19 protein-coding genes are annotated in these 16,770 nt (G+C 66.8%); 12 read left to right on the top strand and 7 right to left on the bottom strand.

Annotated elements, in window-relative coordinates:
- The first annotated feature begins 6 nt into the window (after positions 1–6).
- The gene (sufB, locus tag ABJK40_RS22010; RefSeq protein WP_348479236.1) at positions 7–1,410 is read left to right on the top strand and encodes a Fe-S cluster assembly protein SufB; all 1,404 of its coding nucleotides are present in this window, start codon (positions 7–9) and stop codon (positions 1,408–1,410) included.
- A 72-nt stretch (positions 1,411–1,482) separates the two neighbouring features.
- Here sufB and ABJK40_RS22005 read toward each other — a convergent pair whose 3' ends face one another.
- Complete coding sequence (locus ABJK40_RS22005) at positions 1,483–2,190, bottom strand: spermidine synthase (protein ID WP_348479235.1); 708 nt, start codon at positions 2,188–2,190, stop codon at positions 1,483–1,485.
- Between the two features lie 26 nt (positions 2,191–2,216).
- Here ABJK40_RS22005 and ABJK40_RS22000 point away from each other — a divergent pair, with 26 nt between their 5' ends.
- The 8 genes from ABJK40_RS22000 to ABJK40_RS21965 all read left to right on the top strand — a co-directional run bounded on the left by ABJK40_RS22000 (position 2,217) and on the right by ABJK40_RS21965 (position 7,600).
- Complete coding sequence (locus tag ABJK40_RS22000) at positions 2,217–2,567, top strand: hypothetical protein (RefSeq protein ID WP_348479234.1); 351 nt, start codon at positions 2,217–2,219, stop codon at positions 2,565–2,567.
- A gap of 74 nt (positions 2,568–2,641) precedes the next feature.
- Complete coding sequence (gene sufD / locus ABJK40_RS21995; protein ID WP_348479233.1) at positions 2,642–3,811, top strand: Fe-S cluster assembly protein SufD; 1,170 nt, start codon at positions 2,642–2,644, stop codon at positions 3,809–3,811.
- Complete coding sequence (locus tag ABJK40_RS21990; RefSeq protein ID WP_348479232.1) at positions 3,808–4,152, top strand: non-heme iron oxygenase ferredoxin subunit; 345 nt, start codon at positions 3,808–3,810, stop codon at positions 4,150–4,152. The genes sufD and ABJK40_RS21990 overlap by 4 nt, the downstream gene beginning before the upstream one ends.
- On the top strand, positions 4,152–4,949 hold the full coding sequence (gene sufC / locus ABJK40_RS21985; protein ID WP_348479231.1) for a Fe-S cluster assembly ATPase SufC: 798 nt from the start codon (positions 4,152–4,154) through the stop codon (positions 4,947–4,949). Before ABJK40_RS21990 ends, sufC (ABJK40_RS21985) begins: the two co-directional genes overlap by 1 nt.
- A 61-nt stretch (positions 4,950–5,010) precedes the next feature.
- The gene (locus tag ABJK40_RS21980) at positions 5,011–5,247 is read left to right on the top strand and encodes a 4a-hydroxytetrahydrobiopterin dehydratase (protein WP_348479230.1); all 237 of its coding nucleotides are present in this window, start codon (positions 5,011–5,013) and stop codon (positions 5,245–5,247) included.
- Positions 5,244–6,506 carry an MFS transporter gene (locus ABJK40_RS21975; protein WP_348479229.1) on the top strand — a complete coding sequence of 421 codons (1,263 nt, stop codon included), beginning with the start codon at positions 5,244–5,246 and terminating at the stop codon, positions 6,504–6,506. Before ABJK40_RS21980 ends, ABJK40_RS21975 begins: the two co-directional genes overlap by 4 nt.
- A gap of 78 nt (positions 6,507–6,584) precedes the next feature.
- Entirely contained in the window at positions 6,585–7,085 is a 501-nt protein-coding gene (locus ABJK40_RS21970; protein WP_348479228.1) for a YbaK/EbsC family protein, read from the top strand.
- Between the two features lie 35 nt (positions 7,086–7,120).
- A complete protein-coding gene (locus ABJK40_RS21965; protein WP_348479227.1) occupies positions 7,121–7,600 on the top strand; it encodes a hypothetical protein in 480 nt (159 codons plus the stop codon).
- Here ABJK40_RS21965 and ABJK40_RS21960 read toward each other — a convergent pair.
- The 5 genes from ABJK40_RS21960 to sufC (ABJK40_RS21940) all read right to left on the bottom strand — a co-directional run bounded on the left by ABJK40_RS21960 (position 7,591) and on the right by sufC (ABJK40_RS21940) (position 11,938).
- Positions 7,591–8,682 carry an oxidoreductase family protein gene (locus ABJK40_RS21960; RefSeq protein WP_348479226.1) on the bottom strand — a complete coding sequence of 364 codons (1,092 nt, stop codon included), beginning with the start codon at positions 8,680–8,682 and terminating at the stop codon, positions 7,591–7,593. The two genes, ABJK40_RS21965 and ABJK40_RS21960, sit on opposite strands and share 10 nt — an antisense overlap.
- Before the next feature lie 105 nt (positions 8,683–8,787).
- Positions 8,788–9,447, bottom strand: coding sequence for a PaaI family thioesterase (locus tag ABJK40_RS21955; RefSeq protein WP_348479225.1), 660 nt, complete (start codon positions 9,445–9,447; stop codon positions 8,788–8,790).
- Positions 9,444–9,935 carry a Fe-S cluster assembly sulfur transfer protein SufU gene (sufU, locus tag ABJK40_RS21950; RefSeq protein ID WP_348479224.1) on the bottom strand — a complete coding sequence of 164 codons (492 nt, stop codon included), beginning with the start codon at positions 9,933–9,935 and terminating at the stop codon, positions 9,444–9,446. Before sufU ends, ABJK40_RS21955 begins: the two co-directional genes overlap by 4 nt.
- A gap of 24 nt (positions 9,936–9,959) precedes the next feature.
- On the bottom strand, positions 9,960–11,192 hold the full coding sequence (locus ABJK40_RS21945; RefSeq protein ID WP_348479223.1) for a SufS family cysteine desulfurase: 1,233 nt from the start codon (positions 11,190–11,192) through the stop codon (positions 9,960–9,962).
- 2 nt (positions 11,193–11,194) lie between these two features.
- Positions 11,195–11,938 (bottom strand): Fe-S cluster assembly ATPase SufC, encoded by a 744-nt coding sequence (gene sufC, locus ABJK40_RS21940; protein WP_348479249.1) that lies wholly within the window; start codon positions 11,936–11,938, stop codon positions 11,195–11,197.
- A 147-nt stretch (positions 11,939–12,085) separates the two neighbouring features.
- On the opposite strand from sufC (ABJK40_RS21940), the gene ABJK40_RS21935 reads away from it, so the two are divergent.
- Together ABJK40_RS21935 and ABJK40_RS21930 are read left to right on the top strand one after the other, a co-directional pair.
- On the top strand, positions 12,086–13,066 hold the full coding sequence (locus tag ABJK40_RS21935) for a WYL domain-containing protein (protein WP_348479222.1): 981 nt from the start codon (positions 12,086–12,088) through the stop codon (positions 13,064–13,066).
- Positions 13,063–14,073: a WYL domain-containing protein gene (locus ABJK40_RS21930; RefSeq protein WP_348479221.1), complete on the top strand. Its 1,011-nt coding sequence runs from the start codon at positions 13,063–13,065 to the stop codon at positions 14,071–14,073. Before ABJK40_RS21935 ends, ABJK40_RS21930 begins: the two co-directional genes overlap by 4 nt.
- On the opposite strand, the gene ABJK40_RS21925 is transcribed toward ABJK40_RS21930, so the two are convergent.
- Positions 14,064–14,681, bottom strand: a complete 618-nt coding sequence (locus ABJK40_RS21925) for a 3'-5' exonuclease (protein ID WP_348479220.1) — start codon at positions 14,679–14,681, stop codon at positions 14,064–14,066. The genes ABJK40_RS21930 and ABJK40_RS21925 overlap by 10 nt on opposite strands.
- Positions 14,682–15,382: 701 nt before the next feature.
- Here ABJK40_RS21925 and ABJK40_RS21920 point away from each other — a divergent pair.
- Positions 15,383–16,681, top strand: a complete 1,299-nt coding sequence (locus ABJK40_RS21920; protein ID WP_348479219.1) for an LPXTG cell wall anchor domain-containing protein — start codon at positions 15,383–15,385, stop codon at positions 16,679–16,681.
- Positions 16,682–16,770 lie beyond the last annotated feature (89 nt).

The raw sequence follows: 16,770 nt of genomic DNA, 5'->3' as shown, positions 1-16,770 counted from the left end.
GATTCGATGACCACATTCGATCTCGATCTCAGCAAGTACGACCTCGGCTGGAGCGACGAAGGCGTCGAGTACGCCTTCACCCCCGAAAAGGGGATCAATCCCGGCGTGGTCGAGCAGATCTCGTGGTGGAAGGGCGAACCCGAGTGGATGCGCAAGATGCGCCTGCGTTCGCTTCGTCTCTTCGACAAGAAGCCGATGGCCGAGTGGTTCGCCGTCAACATGCCCGACATCGACTTCCAGGACATCTACTACTACCTGCGGCCCAAGGGCGAGCAGGTCAGCGAGTGGGACGAGTTGCCCGAGGAGATCCTGCGGACCTACGAGAAGCTCGGCATCCCCGAGGCCGAGCGTCAGTACCTCGCCGGTGTCACGGCGCAGTACGAGTCCGAGGTGGTGTACCACAAGAACCGTGAGGACCTCGAGGAGCAGGGAATCCTGTTCACCGACATGGACACGGCGCTGCGGGAGTACCCGCACCTCGTCAAGGAGTACTTCGGTACCGTCATCCCGCCGGGCGACAACAAGTTCGCCGCCCTGAACACGAGCGTGTGGTCGGGCGGATCGTTCATCTACGTGCCGCCGGGCGTCGAGGTCGAGATGCCGCTGCAGGCGTACTTCCGGATCAACTCCGAGTCGGCCGGCCAGTTCGAGCGCACGCTGATCATCGCCGACGAGGGTTCCAAGGTCCACTACATCGAGGGTTGCTCGGCTCCGGTCTACACCAAGGACTCCCTGCACTCGGCGGTGGTCGAGATCGTCGTCAAGCCGCACGCCCGGGTCACGTACACCACGATCCAGAACTGGTCGCCGAACGTCTACAACCTCGTCACCAAGCGGGCTCGGGTGGAAGCGCACGGCCACATGGAGTGGATCGACGGCAACATCGGCTCGAAGCTCACCATGAAGTACCCGGCCGTCTACCTGGTCGGCGAAGGCGCCACCGGCGAAGTGCTCTCCGTCGCCTACGCAGGCAAGGGCCAGCATCAGGACGCCGGGGCGAAGATGGTGCACGCCGCCCCGAACACCACGTCCAAGATCGTCTCGAAGTCGATCAGCAAGGACGGCGGCATCACCACGTACCGCGGGCTCGTGCGCATCGACGAGGGTGCCACGGGAGCCAAGAGCCACGTCGAGTGCGACGCACTGATCCTCGACGAGGACTCGATCTCCAAGACCCTCCCGTACATGGAGGTGGGCGAGCGTGACGCACAGATCGGCCACGAGGCAACGGTGTCCAAGATCGCCGACGAGCAACTCTTCTACCTCATGTCGCGTGGCCTCTCCGAGGAGCAGGCGATGGGCATGATCGTCAACGGGTTCATCGAGCCGATCACCAAGACGCTGCCGATGGAGTACGCAGTCGAGTGGTCGCGCCTCATCGAACTGCAGATGGAGGGCTCGGTCGGCTGACCGGACCGCCTGCCACGTCCAGGCGCGGTTCCTTCTTCGACCGAGACACGGTCCGCTCGGGCACACCGTGCGTCAGGTCGTGGCGACGTAGACGGTGCTGCTGGTGTCGCTGCCGGTCAGTGGGTTGGCGAACGTGACGACCTCGGCTCCGGCCCGCTCGAACGATTCCTGCAGCACGCCGAGGTAGCGGGCGTCGGGTTCGTCGTTCGACCAGAGCGAGAACACGCCGCCGGGCAGGATCGACCGAGCGAGGCGCTGCACGCCGGGCGGTTCGTAGAAGTCGGCGTTGGCAGGGTCGAGGAGGTGACGGGGGGAGTGGTCGATGTCGAGCAGGATCGCGTCGAACATCGTCGGGCCGTGCCCGAAGTCGAACATGGTCCGTGCGAGCTCGAAGAAGTCGCGCAGCACGAGTTCGCACCGGTCGTCGTCGACCAGGCTCGGATCGAGTGGGACGAGCCGTCGGCGGTGCCAGTCGATCACCGGAGCGAGGGCGTCCACGACGCGCAGCGAACGGACGCGTGGGTCGACGAGCGCGGCGCCGGCCGTGTAGCCGAGGCCCAGACCACCGACCAGCACATCCATCTCGGTGTTCGACGTGGCGGCCAGTCCCAGCGTCGCCACCGCCCGCTCACCGTCGGTGATCAGGCTCGACATCAGACCGTCCTCACCGATCTTCACCTCGAACACGTCCACCCGGAGGGTGGGCTCGAGGCGCCGCCGAAGGCTGATCTCGCCGATCGACGTCGAACGACGATCGAGTTCCTCGAAGATGCGACTCATGTCCGGAGGGTACGTACAATCGGTTCATGCCGATGCGCACGGAGTGCAAGCAGTTCGAGTCCCGGTCGTACCCCAACGGGGACACGGTGAGGAAGTGCAATCTCGACCTCGCTCCCGATGCTCCGTGGCGCTGCCCCGAGAACTGCCCGCGCTACGAACGCCGTCTGGCCGACGCTGCGTGGACCCACGGCACCCTGGCGGTCGGCGTCACACCACCGGAACCGGCGAGCCTCGACGACGGCTCCGCCGCAGCGGTGCTCGACGCAGCCGAGGACATCGTCAACGCCATCGGAGCGAACGTGATGGCCGAGGTCGAGGCCGAACGCAACGCGAAGAAGCCCGGTTTCATCAAGCGCATCTTCACGCGCGGGAAGTGAGTGGCGGGTCTCGGGCCGGCACGCGCCGGGCGTCACCCGGGTAAAACCGGTCTCGGCCAGTAGAATTCGTCCAGATGTCAGCGTTCTCCCCAGACGCGGCGCGGGCATTCTCCGGTGAATGGAGCGAGTTCCGCCTCGCCGCCGCCGAACGCTTCGCCGCCGCCCCGATGCCCACGACGGACGAGGAGATCTGGCGATACAGCCGGATCGACAAGTTCGACCTCACGGCGTTCACGCCTGCACCGTCGAACACCGAGGTGACCGGACCGTCGGACCTCGACAGTTACGTCGTGACCGATGTCGAGCCCGACGTGGTCGCCGGTGACGCCCCCGACGTGTTTGCCGAGTTGAACCGCGCGTTCATGTCGCCGATCGTGGTCAAGGTGCCGGCCGGAACGGTCGTGTCGGAACCGATCGTGGTCCTTCACACGGTGGGCGGCAGTGGCACGGCGATCTTCCCGCGGCTCGTGATCGATGCCGGCGAGAACAGTGAAGTCACCGTGATCGAACGCTTCGTGGCCGCCGCCGACGCCGACGCGGACCACACCCTCGTGGTGCCCGTCCTCCAGGTGCGCGCCGCCCAGGCAGCGCGTGTGAAGTACGTGGCGATCAACGAGGTCGGTGCCGCCACCTGGCAGATCGGTAACCAGCAGTCCGTCGGTGAACGTGATTCCTCCACGCTGCTCGCCACCGTCACACTCGGCGGCGAGTACGTCCGAGCCCGCACCGAGGCTCGTCTGTCCGGCCAGGGCAGCACGACCAAGCAGGTCGCCCTGTACTTCGCCGGTGGCGACCAGATGCACGACTTCCGCACGATCCAGGACCACGATGCGCCGCACACGACGAGCGACCTGTTGTTCAAGGGTGCCGTGCAGGACTCGGCGGCCAGCGTCTACACGGGAAACATCGTCATCCGTGAACACGCGGGCGGAACCGTTGCCGACCAGACCAACCGCAACCTCACCCTGTCCGACGGCGCCTGGGCGGAGTCGGTCCCGAACCTCGACATCCGCACGAACGACGTCAAGTGCAGCCACGCGTCCACCGTCGGACCCATCGACGAGGACCAACGGTTCTATCTCGAGAGTCGAGGTGTGCGCCCGGAGGTGGCCGAACGCCTCGTGGTGCTCGGATTCTTCGACGAGGTCATCTCGCAACTGCCGGCCGGCGACATCACGAACGACCTGCGTCGACGCGTGGCCGACAAGCTCGATCTCGGAACACGACAGGAGGTGTCGTCATGAGCGATGTCTGCGCATTCGACGACCTCGCCGATGGTTCGGCGACCCGCTTCGAGGTCGACGGCGTCCCGGTGGCGGTGGTTCGCGTGGGCGACGACGTCTACGCGATCGGCGACGTCTGCACCCATGCGAACGTGTCGCTGTCCGACGGGGAGGTGTGGTGCGACGAACTCGAACTCGAGTGCCCCAAACACGCGAGCGCCTTCAGCCTCGTCACCGGTGAACCGTCGACCCTGCCGGCCACTCAGAGCGCCGACGTGTTCGGAGCCACGGTGGTCGACGGCCGGGTGTTCGTGGTGAATCCACGAGCCACGTCCGCCGACACGATCGAAGGAGCGAACTGATGGCCACCCTGAAGATCGAAGGACTCCGGGCGTCCGTCGCCGGCAAGGAGATCCTCAAGGGCATCGACCTGACGGTGTCGTCCGGCGAGGTCCACGCAGTCATGGGCCCGAACGGTGCGGGCAAGAGCACGCTGTCCGCGGTGGTGATGGGCAAGCCGGGCTACGAGGTGCTCGCGGGCAGCGTCACCCTGGAGTCCGACGGCGCAACGGTCGACGTGCTCGCCATGGCCACCTGGGAACGCGCCGTCGCCGGGCTCCACCTGGTGATGCAGTACCCGACCGAGGTGCCGGGCGTTCGCCTCGACGCCGTGCTCGCCGAGGCGTTCACCAGCCGTGAGCGCTCGACCGAAGGACTCGACGCGTCGATGAGGTCCGAGGCGGGTCGCATCGGTTTCGACGAACGCTTCCTCGACCGCTCCCTCAACGTCGACCTGTCCGGCGGCGAGAAGAAGCGCAACGAGACGTTGCAGCTCGCGATGCTCGCCCCGAAGATCGCGATCCTGGACGAACTCGACTCCGGTCTCGACATCGATGCGTTGCGCGACTGCGCCCGCCGTGTGGAGGACATGAGCAACGATGCCGACCAGCCGCTCGGCGTCCTCGCCATCACGCACTACAGCCGCCTGCTCGACGAGTTGAAGCCTGACTTCGTCCACATCCTCGCCGACGGCCGCATCGTCGAAACGGGTGGAGCGGAGCTGGCGGCAACGTTGGAGGCCGACGGCTACGCCGCCTTCGCTCCGGCGGCCCAGGATTCGGCCGACGCCAGTGCCAGTGCGCTGGCCGACCTGTTCTGAACCGCCCACCTCGCAGCTCTCGGGTTGATGCGCTTCGACGGCGCGCAGGTACGGTCGCTGCATGACGTGGATCGAGGCCGACGGCGCACTGGAACGTGAGTTCACCTTCGGGAGCTTCACCGAGGCGTTCGGCTTCATGATGCGGGTGGCGTTCATCGCCGAGGATCTCGATCACCACCCGGAGTGGACGAACGTGTACGACCGGGTCACCATCCGGCTCACGACGCACGATGCCGGTCGCACGGTGACCGAACGCGACCGCACGATGGCCGAGCGCATCGACGCACTCGTCCCGTGACGACGCCGATCGATTCCGACGTCGACGCCGCCCCGGCGGGTTCCCTGCGATCGTTCCCCGGATGGAGGGTCGTGTCCGGGTGCTTCATGGTGCTGCTCGTCAACGCCGGACTCGCGTTCTACGGGTTGTCGGTGTATCTCAACGCCTTCAGCAAGGAGCGTGAGTGGCCGATCGGGTCGATCTCCTTCGCCGTCACGATCTTCTTCGTCATCGGCGGCCTGTTCGGGCTCGTCGCGGCCCGACTGATCGAACGCTTCGACGTCCGCGCGGTCATCATCGCCGGCGCGGTCATCAGTGGCGCCTCGCTCGCCGTGGTGGGTCAGGTCACCCAGCAGTGGCAGCTCTACGTGACCTATGCGATCTTCGCCATCGGCTACGCGCTGTGCGGCCTCGTGCCCGCGACCACGGTCGTCACGCGCTGGTTCCACCGGCGACGTTCGGTCGCACTGTCGGTCGCGTCGACCGGACTGTCGGTCGGAGGCATCGTGCTCACCCCGGTCGCGAAGAGCCTGATCGACGATCGTGGCCTCGCTGCCAGCACACCGTGGCTGGGTCTGATCTTCGTGGTGATCCTGGTGCCGGTCACGTTGTTCCTCGTGCGGCCCGATCCCGTGGCCGATGGTTTCGCGCCGGACGGCGAACGGCTCGCCGTCGGAACCGGTCCGCCCCCGCCGACGGGCACGCCGTACGCCGAGGCGCTCACCAGCCGCTTCTACCGGTTCGTCACCTACGGCTACGTGCTCGCTCTCGGGTCGCAGGTCGGCGGGATCCAACAACTCGTCAAGCTGGTGGAGGATCGCACCGACGAGTCGACTGCGTCGTTCTCGATCACCGTGCTGGCCGCCACGTCGGTCGTCGCACGACTCGTGGGCGGTCGTCTGGTCTCGATCATCCCGATGACCCGCTTCACCGCGATCGTCGCCGGGATGCAGGCCGTGGCGCTCGTCGGCGTCGGTCTGTCGCAGTCGCGTCTGCTGATCTTCGCATCCATCATCCTCTTCGGGATGACCATCGGGAACCTGTTGATGATGCAACCGCTGCTGATCGCCGAGCACTTCGGCGTGCTCGACTACCCCAGGATCTTCGGTCGGTCACAGGCGATCGCGATCGTCGGTGTCGCAGGGGGTCCGCTGCTGATCGGTTGGCTGTACGACGTGTTCGGTTCCTACCAGTGGCCGTACATGGTCGCGGCGGCGATGTGCGCCGTCGGCACGGGCGTCATCGCGATCGCCGGCCCGGCGACCGTGACCGAGGCCTGAGCTCGAACGCATCGAGAACCCGATCGTGCCCGGACGGTCTGCGGCCTCACTCGTCGTCGTCCTGGGTAGCTTGCGGCCGTGACCGAACTGCACCGCAACGTCGTCAAGGTGATCACCGCGGGGGAGCGCCTCGGAGTCACGGTCGAGCCGCGTTCGTATCCGCAAGGCGCCAAGACCGCCCAGGACGCGGCCGATGCGGTGGGTGTGGAGGTCGGCCAGATCGTCAAGAGCCTGATCTTCGGCGTGGCGACCGGGGCGGCCGGCGCCGACTTCGAACTCGTGCTCGCCTACGTCAGCGGCTCGAATCTGCTGGACGAGAAGAAGCTCGCAGCGGCAGCGGGGGCAGCCAAGTGCGTTCGGGTCGATGCGGATGCGGTGCGTTCCGCGACGGGCTTCCCGATCGGTGGCGTCCCGCCGTTCGGCCACGACACGCCGCTGCGGATCTTCATCGACCCGGACCTGCTGCAGTACGACGAGGTGTGGGCAGCGGCGGGCACGTGGAACGACGTCTTCCCGATCGGTCCGCGCCAACTGGCCGAGGCGAGTGGCGGTGTCGTCACCGAGTTGCGGCGTGACTGATCTGGTGAGGTCGGCCGATCTGTGAGAATCGCTCGATGACGATCACTCCCGACATCCACCGTGAGCTCGCCGTCGAGGCCAACAACGCGACGTGGGAACTGCTCGGTTCGTCACCCACGGCTCCGTCGCCCGACGACGCCGACGAGATGCTCCGCTGCGCGTATGCCGCCGGCTACCACTGGGCCCGGGCCGAGGGGTCGTCGCCTGCGAACGTCGCGCGGGCCGAGTGGTTGATCTCGCGCGTGTGGGCCGTTCGGTCAGACGGAGCCATGGCACTGCGCCATGGTCAGCGTTGCCTCGCCACGTGCGAATCGGCTGGTCTGGCCGACTTCGATCTGGCGTACGCGTACGAGGCCATCGCACGAGCGTCGGCGTGCCGGGGCGAGACGGACGAGGCGCGCGACCACCTTCGTCGAGCGAGCGGCGTGACGATCGCGGACGCGGAGGATCGGGAACTGTTCGAGTCCGACCTGGCCGCGCCACCATGGTTCGGTCTGGGGCGACCTCAGAGCTGATCGAGGAGAGCGAATGCGTCGTTGGCGACGGCGGCGAGGAGCGGACGCAGGTGCAACTGCCTCAGCAGATCCTGGCCACGATCGTTGCCACCCCGGAGATCACTTGTGATCACCTGCGCTGCGCACTGCTGCAGCAGACAGACGCGGTACTCGAAGTGCGCCTGCTCCGAGGAGTAGTCGATTCCGGCGGCGTTGACGGTGTCGACGTAGTGCTGGAGCAGCTGCGTCTCGTGGGCGGTGCGCAGGTCGGGTTGCATCGAGCCGGCGAGGAGGTTGGTCACGTCCCACATGCCGATGTGACGAGTCGACAACTGGAAGTCGATGACAGTGATCGCATCGTGGCCGCCCGGCCCACCGAACAGGTAGTTCTCCGCTCGGCAGTCGGTGTGGGTCATCGTGGCGTGGCCGACCGACGTGACGTAGTCGAGCAGGTCGGTGTACCGCTCGCAGGTGACACCGATGGCCGCCATGGCATCGGCGGGGATGTCGCTTCCGTAGTGCTCGGCGAATGACGGGAACATCGCCGTGGCGAGTGGTTGGCCGCCCTTGTACATGTCGTTGTTCATCGGCGGCAACCAGTCGAGTTCGGCGAGTTCGTCCCGCTTGCCCCAGAACTGGATGTGCAGTGGCGCCACCGCGGAGATGATCGCTCGGGTCTCGTCGAGTGTGATGCCGGCGATCTGGTCGAGTGTCCGTGCTCCGGTGAGGTCCTCGATCAACAGGACGAAGGGGACCCCGGTGTCGGAGGCGTCGGCGTGGAACGGGCGTGGGACACGGATGTCGACTCGATCGGCGACCTCACGGTAGAAGTTGACCTCGCGGGTGTAGAACCCCATCGCCACGGCGAGGAACTGGTTCGCCTCCTCCGGCGATGCGCACTTCGCGACGATCGTCGCCGGCCCGGACTCGCCCGGCGCATACGTGAGCGAGAGTCGAGCGAGTTCGCCGAGGATGCCGACGCCCTCACCGAAGTGGTCGGCGTGAACGCCCTCGATGATCCCGAATTCGTCGCCGAGCACCTCGTTGAGCCAGCCGACCGTGATGTCGTCGACCCGAGCGGGAATCGTCCTCGTGAGTTCCATTTCCGGAAACTATCCGGATGGCGACTTCCGGGGTGACATCGGACACGCAGTCGGTGTCGGCCCTCGGTCGAGCCTCGTCCGACCCGGCGTGCAGAGATCGGTGCTTCAGGCGCGAGCACCGGCGCCGAAGGTGCCCTCCGGGATCGCGATGAAGATCGCCGTCGCCCGGGTCACCACGTCCGCATCCTGTCCGGATGCGACGACGCAGAGTTCGCCCGACATGAACAGCTTGCGACCCTCTCGTCGATCGAGCCGGACCCGGCACTCGAGCGGCACGCCGATGGGCACGCCCTGCTCGTAGCGGATCGTGAGGGTGCCGGTGAACGCCGCCTGGCCTTCGATGGTCAGGACGAACCCGAAGACGTCGTCGAAGAGCGCGGACACGATGCCGCCGTGGCTGCGCCCCGGAGCACCCTCGTGTGCGGCACCGAGGGTCACCCGACCGACGGCCTCGGCGCCGTCGCGCACGACGCTCAGGTCGAGTCCGTACGGAGCGGCACGGCCCGAGATCGGACGGTCGTCGAAGGAGAACATCTCCTCTCCGTCGTCGGGACCCGGCCCCCAGTCGCCATCGGGCCGTTCGATCCGTCGGTTGCGGACGTCACCCGACGCCATCGTCCGTTCGAGTCGGTCGATGTCCGTCGTCAGCGCGTCGAGTGTGTCCACCGACGCGTGGTGTCCGGCGATGGCGTGGCCGAGTCGGCGGTACGCGCGTCCGAGCCGGATGCGCGCATCGACGAGGTCGTCGAGGGGCGAGTCGGTCACGCGTCGTCGTCGGGCCGTGTGGCGGACGCGGCGATCGCGTTGGCCAGCGTGTTCCACGACAGCACCGCACACTTGATCCGCACCGGGAACTTGACCACACCTTGCAGCGCTTCGAGTTCGCCGAGATCGAGGTCGTGGTCGGCGGGACTGAGCTCGATGCCGTCGATCCCCATCATCGACTTGAAGCGACGCATCGTGGCGTTGATCTCGCCCACCGACTTGCCCATGACCGCCTTGGTCATCATCGATGCCGACGACTGCGAGATCGAGCAGCCCTGGCCGCCGATCTTGATTTCGGTGACGATCGCGTCGTCGGGATCGCCGTTCTCGGCAGGCTCGACCGCGAGGTACACGCTGATCTCGTCGCCGCACAGCGGGTTGTGCCCGTCGATCTTGACGGCGGGAGGCGTCTCGAGCTCACCGCGGTTGCGCGGCGTGCGGTAGTGGTCGAGGATGATCTCCCGGTAGAGGTCTTCAAGTCCTGGCATGGCGGTGGTCCTTCGAGCGGTTCGTCAGAATCCGAAGATATCGCTGGCGCCGTCGAGGCCATCGGCCAGCGCGTCGATGTCGGCTTCGTCGTTGTAGAGGTACACGCTGGCCCGCGTGGTGGCATTGACCCCGAGGGTCTGCATGAGCGGCTTGGCGCAGTGGTGGCCGGCGCGGACACACACGTTCTTCTCGTCGAGCACCTGGCTGACGTCGTGGGGGTGGAGATCGCGGAAGGCGAAACTGAACACCCCGCCGCGGACCTCGACGTTGTCGGGTCCGTAGATGGTGATGTCGTCACCGAAGCGGCCGTTCAACGTGTCCAGGGCGTATCGGGTCAGGGCCATCTCGTGCTGACGGATGTTCGCGAGGCCGAGACCCTCCAGGAACTCCACGGCGGCGGCCAGGCCGATCGCCTCGACGATCGGCGGCGTGCCGGGTTCGAACTTCGCAGGAACGGGTGCGGTGGTGAACCCGTCGAAGGTCACGGTGTCGATCATGTTGCCGCCGCCCATAAACGGCGGCATCGAGTCGAGGATCTCCATCTTTCCCCAGAGCATCCCGATGCCGGTCGGACCGCACATCTTGTGGCTGGAGAAGGCGACGAAGTCGGCGTTCCAGTCCTGCACGTCGGTCACGTTGTGCGGAACGAACTGGCAGGCGTCGACGATCGCGAGCGCCCCCGCGGCGTGCGCTGCGGCGCACAGCTTCTTCGTCGGAGGGATGGTGCCGAGCACGTTGCTCATCGCCGTGAAGGAGAGCACCTTGGCTCCGGCGAGGAGTTCGTCGAGGTTCGACAGGTCGAGTTGACCGTCGGGGGTGAGTCCGATCCAGCGGATCTCGACGCCGCGCTCCTGGCTGAGCATCTGCCAGGGGACGATGTTGGCGTGGTGTTCCATCTCGGTGAGCACCACCACGTCACCCGCCGCGAGGTTCGCCCGACCCCACGCCATGGCGATCAGGTTCATCGCCTCGGTCGCGTTCTTGGTGAACACGACCTCGTCCGCCGAGGGAGCGTTGATCAGACGGGCGACGGCAGTCCGACCGGCCTCGTACGCCTCGGTGGCCTCACCGGCGAGTCGATACGAACTGCGGTTGATCGGTGCGTACGACGTCTCCATGAACGAGGTCATCGCGTCGATCACCGTGCGCGGCTTCTGCGAGGTGTTCCCGGAGTCGAGGTACACGAGGCGCGCGTCGTCGATGGTGCGACCGGCGAGCAGTGGGAACTCCGAACGGACCTGTGCGACGTCGATCACGTTCAGCCGGCCGTCCCGACGCGGAACGACTCGTACCCGTCGCGCTCGAGTTGCTCGGCCAGTTCCATGCCACCGCTCTCGACGATCCGACCGTCGACGAGGATGTGGATGCGGTCGGGCGCGACCTCGTCGAGGAGGCGTTGGTAGTGCGTGATGAGCACGACACCCATCGACTCGCGCTCGGCGCGCACCTCGCGGATGCCCTGGGCGACGATCCGGAGTGCGTCGATGTCGAGGCCGGAATCCGTTTCGTCGAGGATCGCCAACTCGGGTTCGAGGATGGCCATCTGCATGATCTCGTTGCGCTTCTTCTCGCCGCCCGAGAAGCCTTCGTTGAGGTAGCGGTCGACGAACGACGAATCCATCCCGAGGCGCTTCATCCAGTCCATGGTGGCCAGGCGGAGTTCGAGCACCGACAGGTCCATGCCCTTGCGGGCCGAGAGGGCCTGACGGAGGAACTGGATCACCGAGACCCCGGCGATCTCCTGGGGATACTGGAATGCGAGGAACATCCCGGCCTTGGCTCGTTCGTCGACTGGCCACTCGGTGACGTCGTCGCCGCGGAACGTGATCGAGCCGGCCGTGACCTCGTACTCCGACGAACCCATGAGCGTGGCACCGAGGGTCGACTTGCCCGAGCCGTTCGGCCCCATGATCGCGTGCACCTCGCCGGGAAGGACCTCCAGGTCGAGGCCCTTGAGGATCTCACCGGTCGCCAACTGAGCGTCGGGATCCGCAGGACGCACGTGCAGGTCGTCGACTCGGAAGAGTGGGTCGGTCGCAGCATCGGTCACGACATCGATTGTACGAGCGGAATCCGCTCCCGCCCTGTGGCGCCCGGCGCGGGTGACCGACGAACCCGTCGTGGGCACCGAACCCCTATCGTTCAGACGATGGCCGACCGGGTGGAGCGACTGACCAACCTCCTCGCCGTGCTGCTCGAGACCAAGGTCCCGATGTCGCTGGCGGACATCACCGACGCTCTGTCCGGTCAGTACCCCGACGTCGAGCGCCCGCGACGCCAGGCGTTCGAGCGGGACAAGCTCGCGCTGCGCGAGATCGGTGTACCGATCGAGATGGAGGTCCGTGTCGGCGACGAATTCGCAGGTCAGACCATGTATTGGATCGATCGGTCGGCATACGAACTCGACGACCTCGACCTCGAACCCGACGAGATGCGGGCGCTCCAGGTGGCCGTTGCGACCGTGCGGACCGACTCCCAGGTGGGCGCCGACGCGATCCTCAAGCTGGGTGGAGGCGCGGGTCTGGCGGAGCGACCGAGCGTGTCGGCGGTCCTGCCGGACCGGCCCGAGCTCCCCGTGATCCGCGCCGCGGTCGCTGCACGAGCTCCGCTGACGTTCGAGTACCGCGGCGAGGAGCGCACCGTCGAGCCGTGGGGCGTCCTGCTGCGCGGCGGGTTCTGGTACCTCGTCGGCCACGACCGCCTGCGTAGAGCGAAACGGACCTTCCGCGTCGATCGCATCGACGGAGAACTCGACGTCGGAGAGGGCGACGCCTTCGAGCGTCCCCCGGACTTCGACCCGCGCACGGCGTTCCCGGCCGATCCGAAGCAGATCGGCCACGCCTCCGACGACGCCGTCGACGCAACGGTGCACATCGCCGCCCTGCGGGCGAGGGCGATCGAGCGCGAACTCGGGGCGCATCGGGTCGTGGACCGCCGCGACGACGGGTCGATCGACGTGTCGGTCCCGGCAACGAACCTCGATGCGTTCCGGTCCTGGGTGATCGGGCTCGTCGACCACGCCGAGGTCCTCGGGCCCCCCGAGGTGCGGGCGCACGTGGTGGACTGGCTGCGGGCCGTGAGCGAACCGGGTGGCGCCGAGGCGGATCATCTCGCGGAGCACATCCGATGAGCGCCGCCGGTTCGCCTGCCGCCCGAGGTCCCCGCAACGCCCAGGATCGGCTCCGCCGACTGCTGGTGATGCTCCCGTGGCTGATGGAGGCCGGGGAGGTCCCGCTGGCCGACGTCGCCGACCGGTTCGGAATGACGCCGGCGCAGGTGACCAAGGATCTCGAACTGGTCGCGATGTGTGGTCTGCCTCCGTACGTCGACGAGATGATCGACGTGTTCGTCGACGACGGGATGGTGTTCGTCGGGGTTCCGCGCCTGTTCACCCGTCCACTCGCCCTCACCGCACCCGAGGGCTTCGCGCTGCTCGCCGCGGCTCGACTGGCGATGGAACTGCCCGGTGCCGACCCCGACGGACCACTGGCGCGTGGGCTCGTGAAGCTCAACTCCGTCCTCGGCGACGTCGGGATCGACGTGAGCCCGGACGGTGTGGCCGACGGGACGTCCGACGTGGCGGTCGACCTGGACGGTCCGGCGTGGACGGCCGAGTTGATCGATGCCGTGTCGACGGGGAGTGAGGTCACGATCGACTACTACTCACCGGCCCGTGACGAGGTCAGCTCTCGCCGCGTGGTCCCGCGTCACGTGTTCGTCGACGCCGGCAACTGGTATCTGCTCGCCGACGACGATCGATCGGGTGAGCGGCGGACGTTTCGCATCGACCGGATGGAGCGGGTCGAACCGACCGGCGTGATCCACGACCTCGATCCGCTCGCCACCGCCCCGGCCGCCTTCTTCGCCGACGCCGACCTGCCTCGCGCCACCGTCCGGCTCCAGCCGCAGGCCCAGTGGATCATCGACCGGTACCCCACCGACTCGGTCGAGCCCGTGGCGAGCGGAGGCGGAGCCGACGACGTCGGCGCGGTCGACGTCACCCTGTCGATCGCGAGTTCCCGATGGTTCGAGAGGCTCCTCGTCCGCCTCGGCCCCGATGCCGAGGTGCTGGCGCCCGCCGGAGCCGAGAGCGGGGGCGTGGAACTCGCCCGCCGGATCCTCGCGAACTACGACTGACGTGACCGGGCGTTCGCTCGGGTCGCCGTCTCGCCGGGGCGGTCCATGAACGGGGCGAGGTCGTCGAGGTCGGCCACCGAGTGGGCACGGATCAGATGGGGGAGAAGCGCCGCCGTCGCCTGCGCGTCGGCCAGTGCTTCGTGTGGCCGGTCGAGGGTGACGTCGTAGCGCCGGCACACGTCGCCGAGGCGGTGGGACAACTCGCGGTCGGGGTCGAGTCGTCGTGACATGCGCAAGGTGCAGAGGCGGCGTTCGAGCGCCGACGCCAGGTGGGGCGGCGAGCCACGGTGCCTCGCTGCCCGAGCGAGGAACTCACCGTCGAATCGGGCGTTGTGAGCCACGAAGAGGGAGTCGCCGAGCCGCTCGGAGAACTCGTCGAGCACGTCACGCAGGCCCGGCGCTCCGCGAAGCATCGATCGGGTGATGCCGTGGATGTCGGTCGGCCCGACTCGACCGAGCGGCCACTTGAGCTTCACGAAGGTCTCCCATTGGTCGTGGACCGTTCCCGACTCGTCGACCGTCACCATCGCCACCTGAAGCATCCGATGACGACGGGCATCGAGGCCGGAGGTCTCGAGGTCGACGACCGCGAATCGGGGGAGAGCCACGACGCCCACCATAGACAGGGGGTACTCCAGAGATGAGCGACGACTCCGTCAGGGTGACGTCCACGCAATTACCGGATGCACTTGCAGCGCGGTCGGGGCGCCACTTTCAGTGAGATGCGGATCGATGTTCGAGCAATTCCCCGCCAGAATCGTTGCCACTTTGGGTCCAGCTCTAACCACGCCAAGTGGCGTTTCGGGCCATTAGCGGCCTACGAACGGGCTCTTCGTCACCGAACTGGACAGCATGATCCGCGAGAAAGTCGCCGGCCCGTCGACATGCAAGACGGTTGTCCGACGGTGCTCTCGACGCGTGTTCTGATGGAGAAATCGTTAGGGAACACCAGGAAAGCGAGGCTTTCATCTCGGTCGCCACCACGAGTGCCGAAACACCGCTCCGCTTCCTACAAGTACGGCGCACAGGCGCGCAAGCGACAGGAATGGCGAAATTCTCGGCTGTCTCAGAAGATTGTCAAGAAAGTGGCAACAGGCTCGACCGGGGTCATGCGGGTGAGTAAATTCGGAACGCGGAAGGCCACACAGTGTGGCAACGAGGGCAAGCCGTCACCGGTGATTGCCGTTCCGATCCGCAATGAAGTCACCACAACCCCATCTCGCCAGCGACGACGCCCGGTCGGGTCGTCGCTCGACGAGCCCCGATCATCTCGACCCCTTCCTGGCGTCGGCCATCAGAGGACAGAATCATGAAACAACTGAAACACCACGTGATCAGCGGCCTCGCGGTCGTGGCGATGCTGGCCGGTGGGGTCGCCTTCGCCGAAGCCGCTCCTGCGTCTGCGGTCGAGAACTCTCCGACTGCTTGCTACCAGCAGGTGGTCGAGCAGCGGTACACCCGAGCGTCGACGGTGACCGAGTCCGAGTACAGCAAGGAGGTGCAGAAGTTCAAGACCATTGTGCAGATCCAGAAGCAGACTCGCACTCGCGACGACGCTGGGGCCGCATGGACGGAGTGGACTGATTACGGGGCCGCCATCTGGGACGACGGTCGCTCGCGATCGGGCTCCTTCAGCCCCGACTTTGAGTATCGCTACATCGAAACCGGAGTGACCGATCAGGTCCCCGACGGAACCACGACTGAACGGAAGTGGTTCGCATCGAACCCTGGCAGTCCCTGGACGGCAACGGGTGAGACGCGATCCGTCCCCGGAGCTCCGGAGAACAGCGGATGGGTGACCAGCCCTCCCGCCGGTGACGGATGGGAGTTGGTCGAGACCCGCGTGGTCAATGCCCAGCAGTTGCCGTGCGACGAGAAGCCCGGCGACGGATTCGAGGAGCGCACCACGGACGGCACCTGCGAACCCGGCGACGACACCGTCACGGTCGAGAGCTTCCGCACTCCCTACACCTTCGTCCTCGACGACAACTTCCGATGGGTCAAGTCGCTCGGGGACGAAGTGCGAGTCGGAACCACCACCAGACTTCTCACCGCCGCCGAGCAGATCGATTGCGAGCCGACGAAGCAGGACGAGGTCACCACGGTCGACGGAACGTTCGAGTGCGACGACACCACGGTTGTTCAGACCGTGACGACCACCAGCTACACGTACGAATACGAGGGCGGTGCCTGGGTGGAATCCTCCACCGTCGCAGAGACCTCGAGCATTCGCCAGCTCACCGATGAGGAGCTGACCGACTGCTCGCAGCCCACCGCGACCGAGCCGCAGGCGACGACCACGACCACGCCGGTGGGGGACCCGACGACCACCGTCCCCGCTCCGACCACGACCGATCCCGTCGCTGGCGACGGCGGCACGGTGCCGCCGAGGCCCGAAGCGACGACGACCACCGACCCTGCCCCGACCACGACCGATCCCGTCGCCGGCGATGGCGGCACGGTGCCGCCGAGGACGAGGACGGGGAGTCTCCCCGAAACCGGTGGCTCGGGATCGTCGGGAATCCTGCAGCTCGGCGCACTGCTGCTCCTGTCCGGCGTGGCCGTGTTCGTCACTGTTCGTCTGCGCACTCCCTCAGCACGCTCCTGATCGAGCCGAGCTGACACGACCACGGGGTCGTGTCAGCTCGGACCAGGCCCGTCGGACGAGGTCGTTCCGTCTGGCGTCGTGATCGACTT

This window comes from Ilumatobacter sp. (genome assembly GCF_039969435.1).
Taxonomy (GTDB): domain Bacteria; phylum Actinomycetota; class Acidimicrobiia; order Acidimicrobiales; family Ilumatobacteraceae; genus Ilumatobacter_A.
This window is presented reverse-complemented; position numbering and strand designations above follow the sequence as displayed.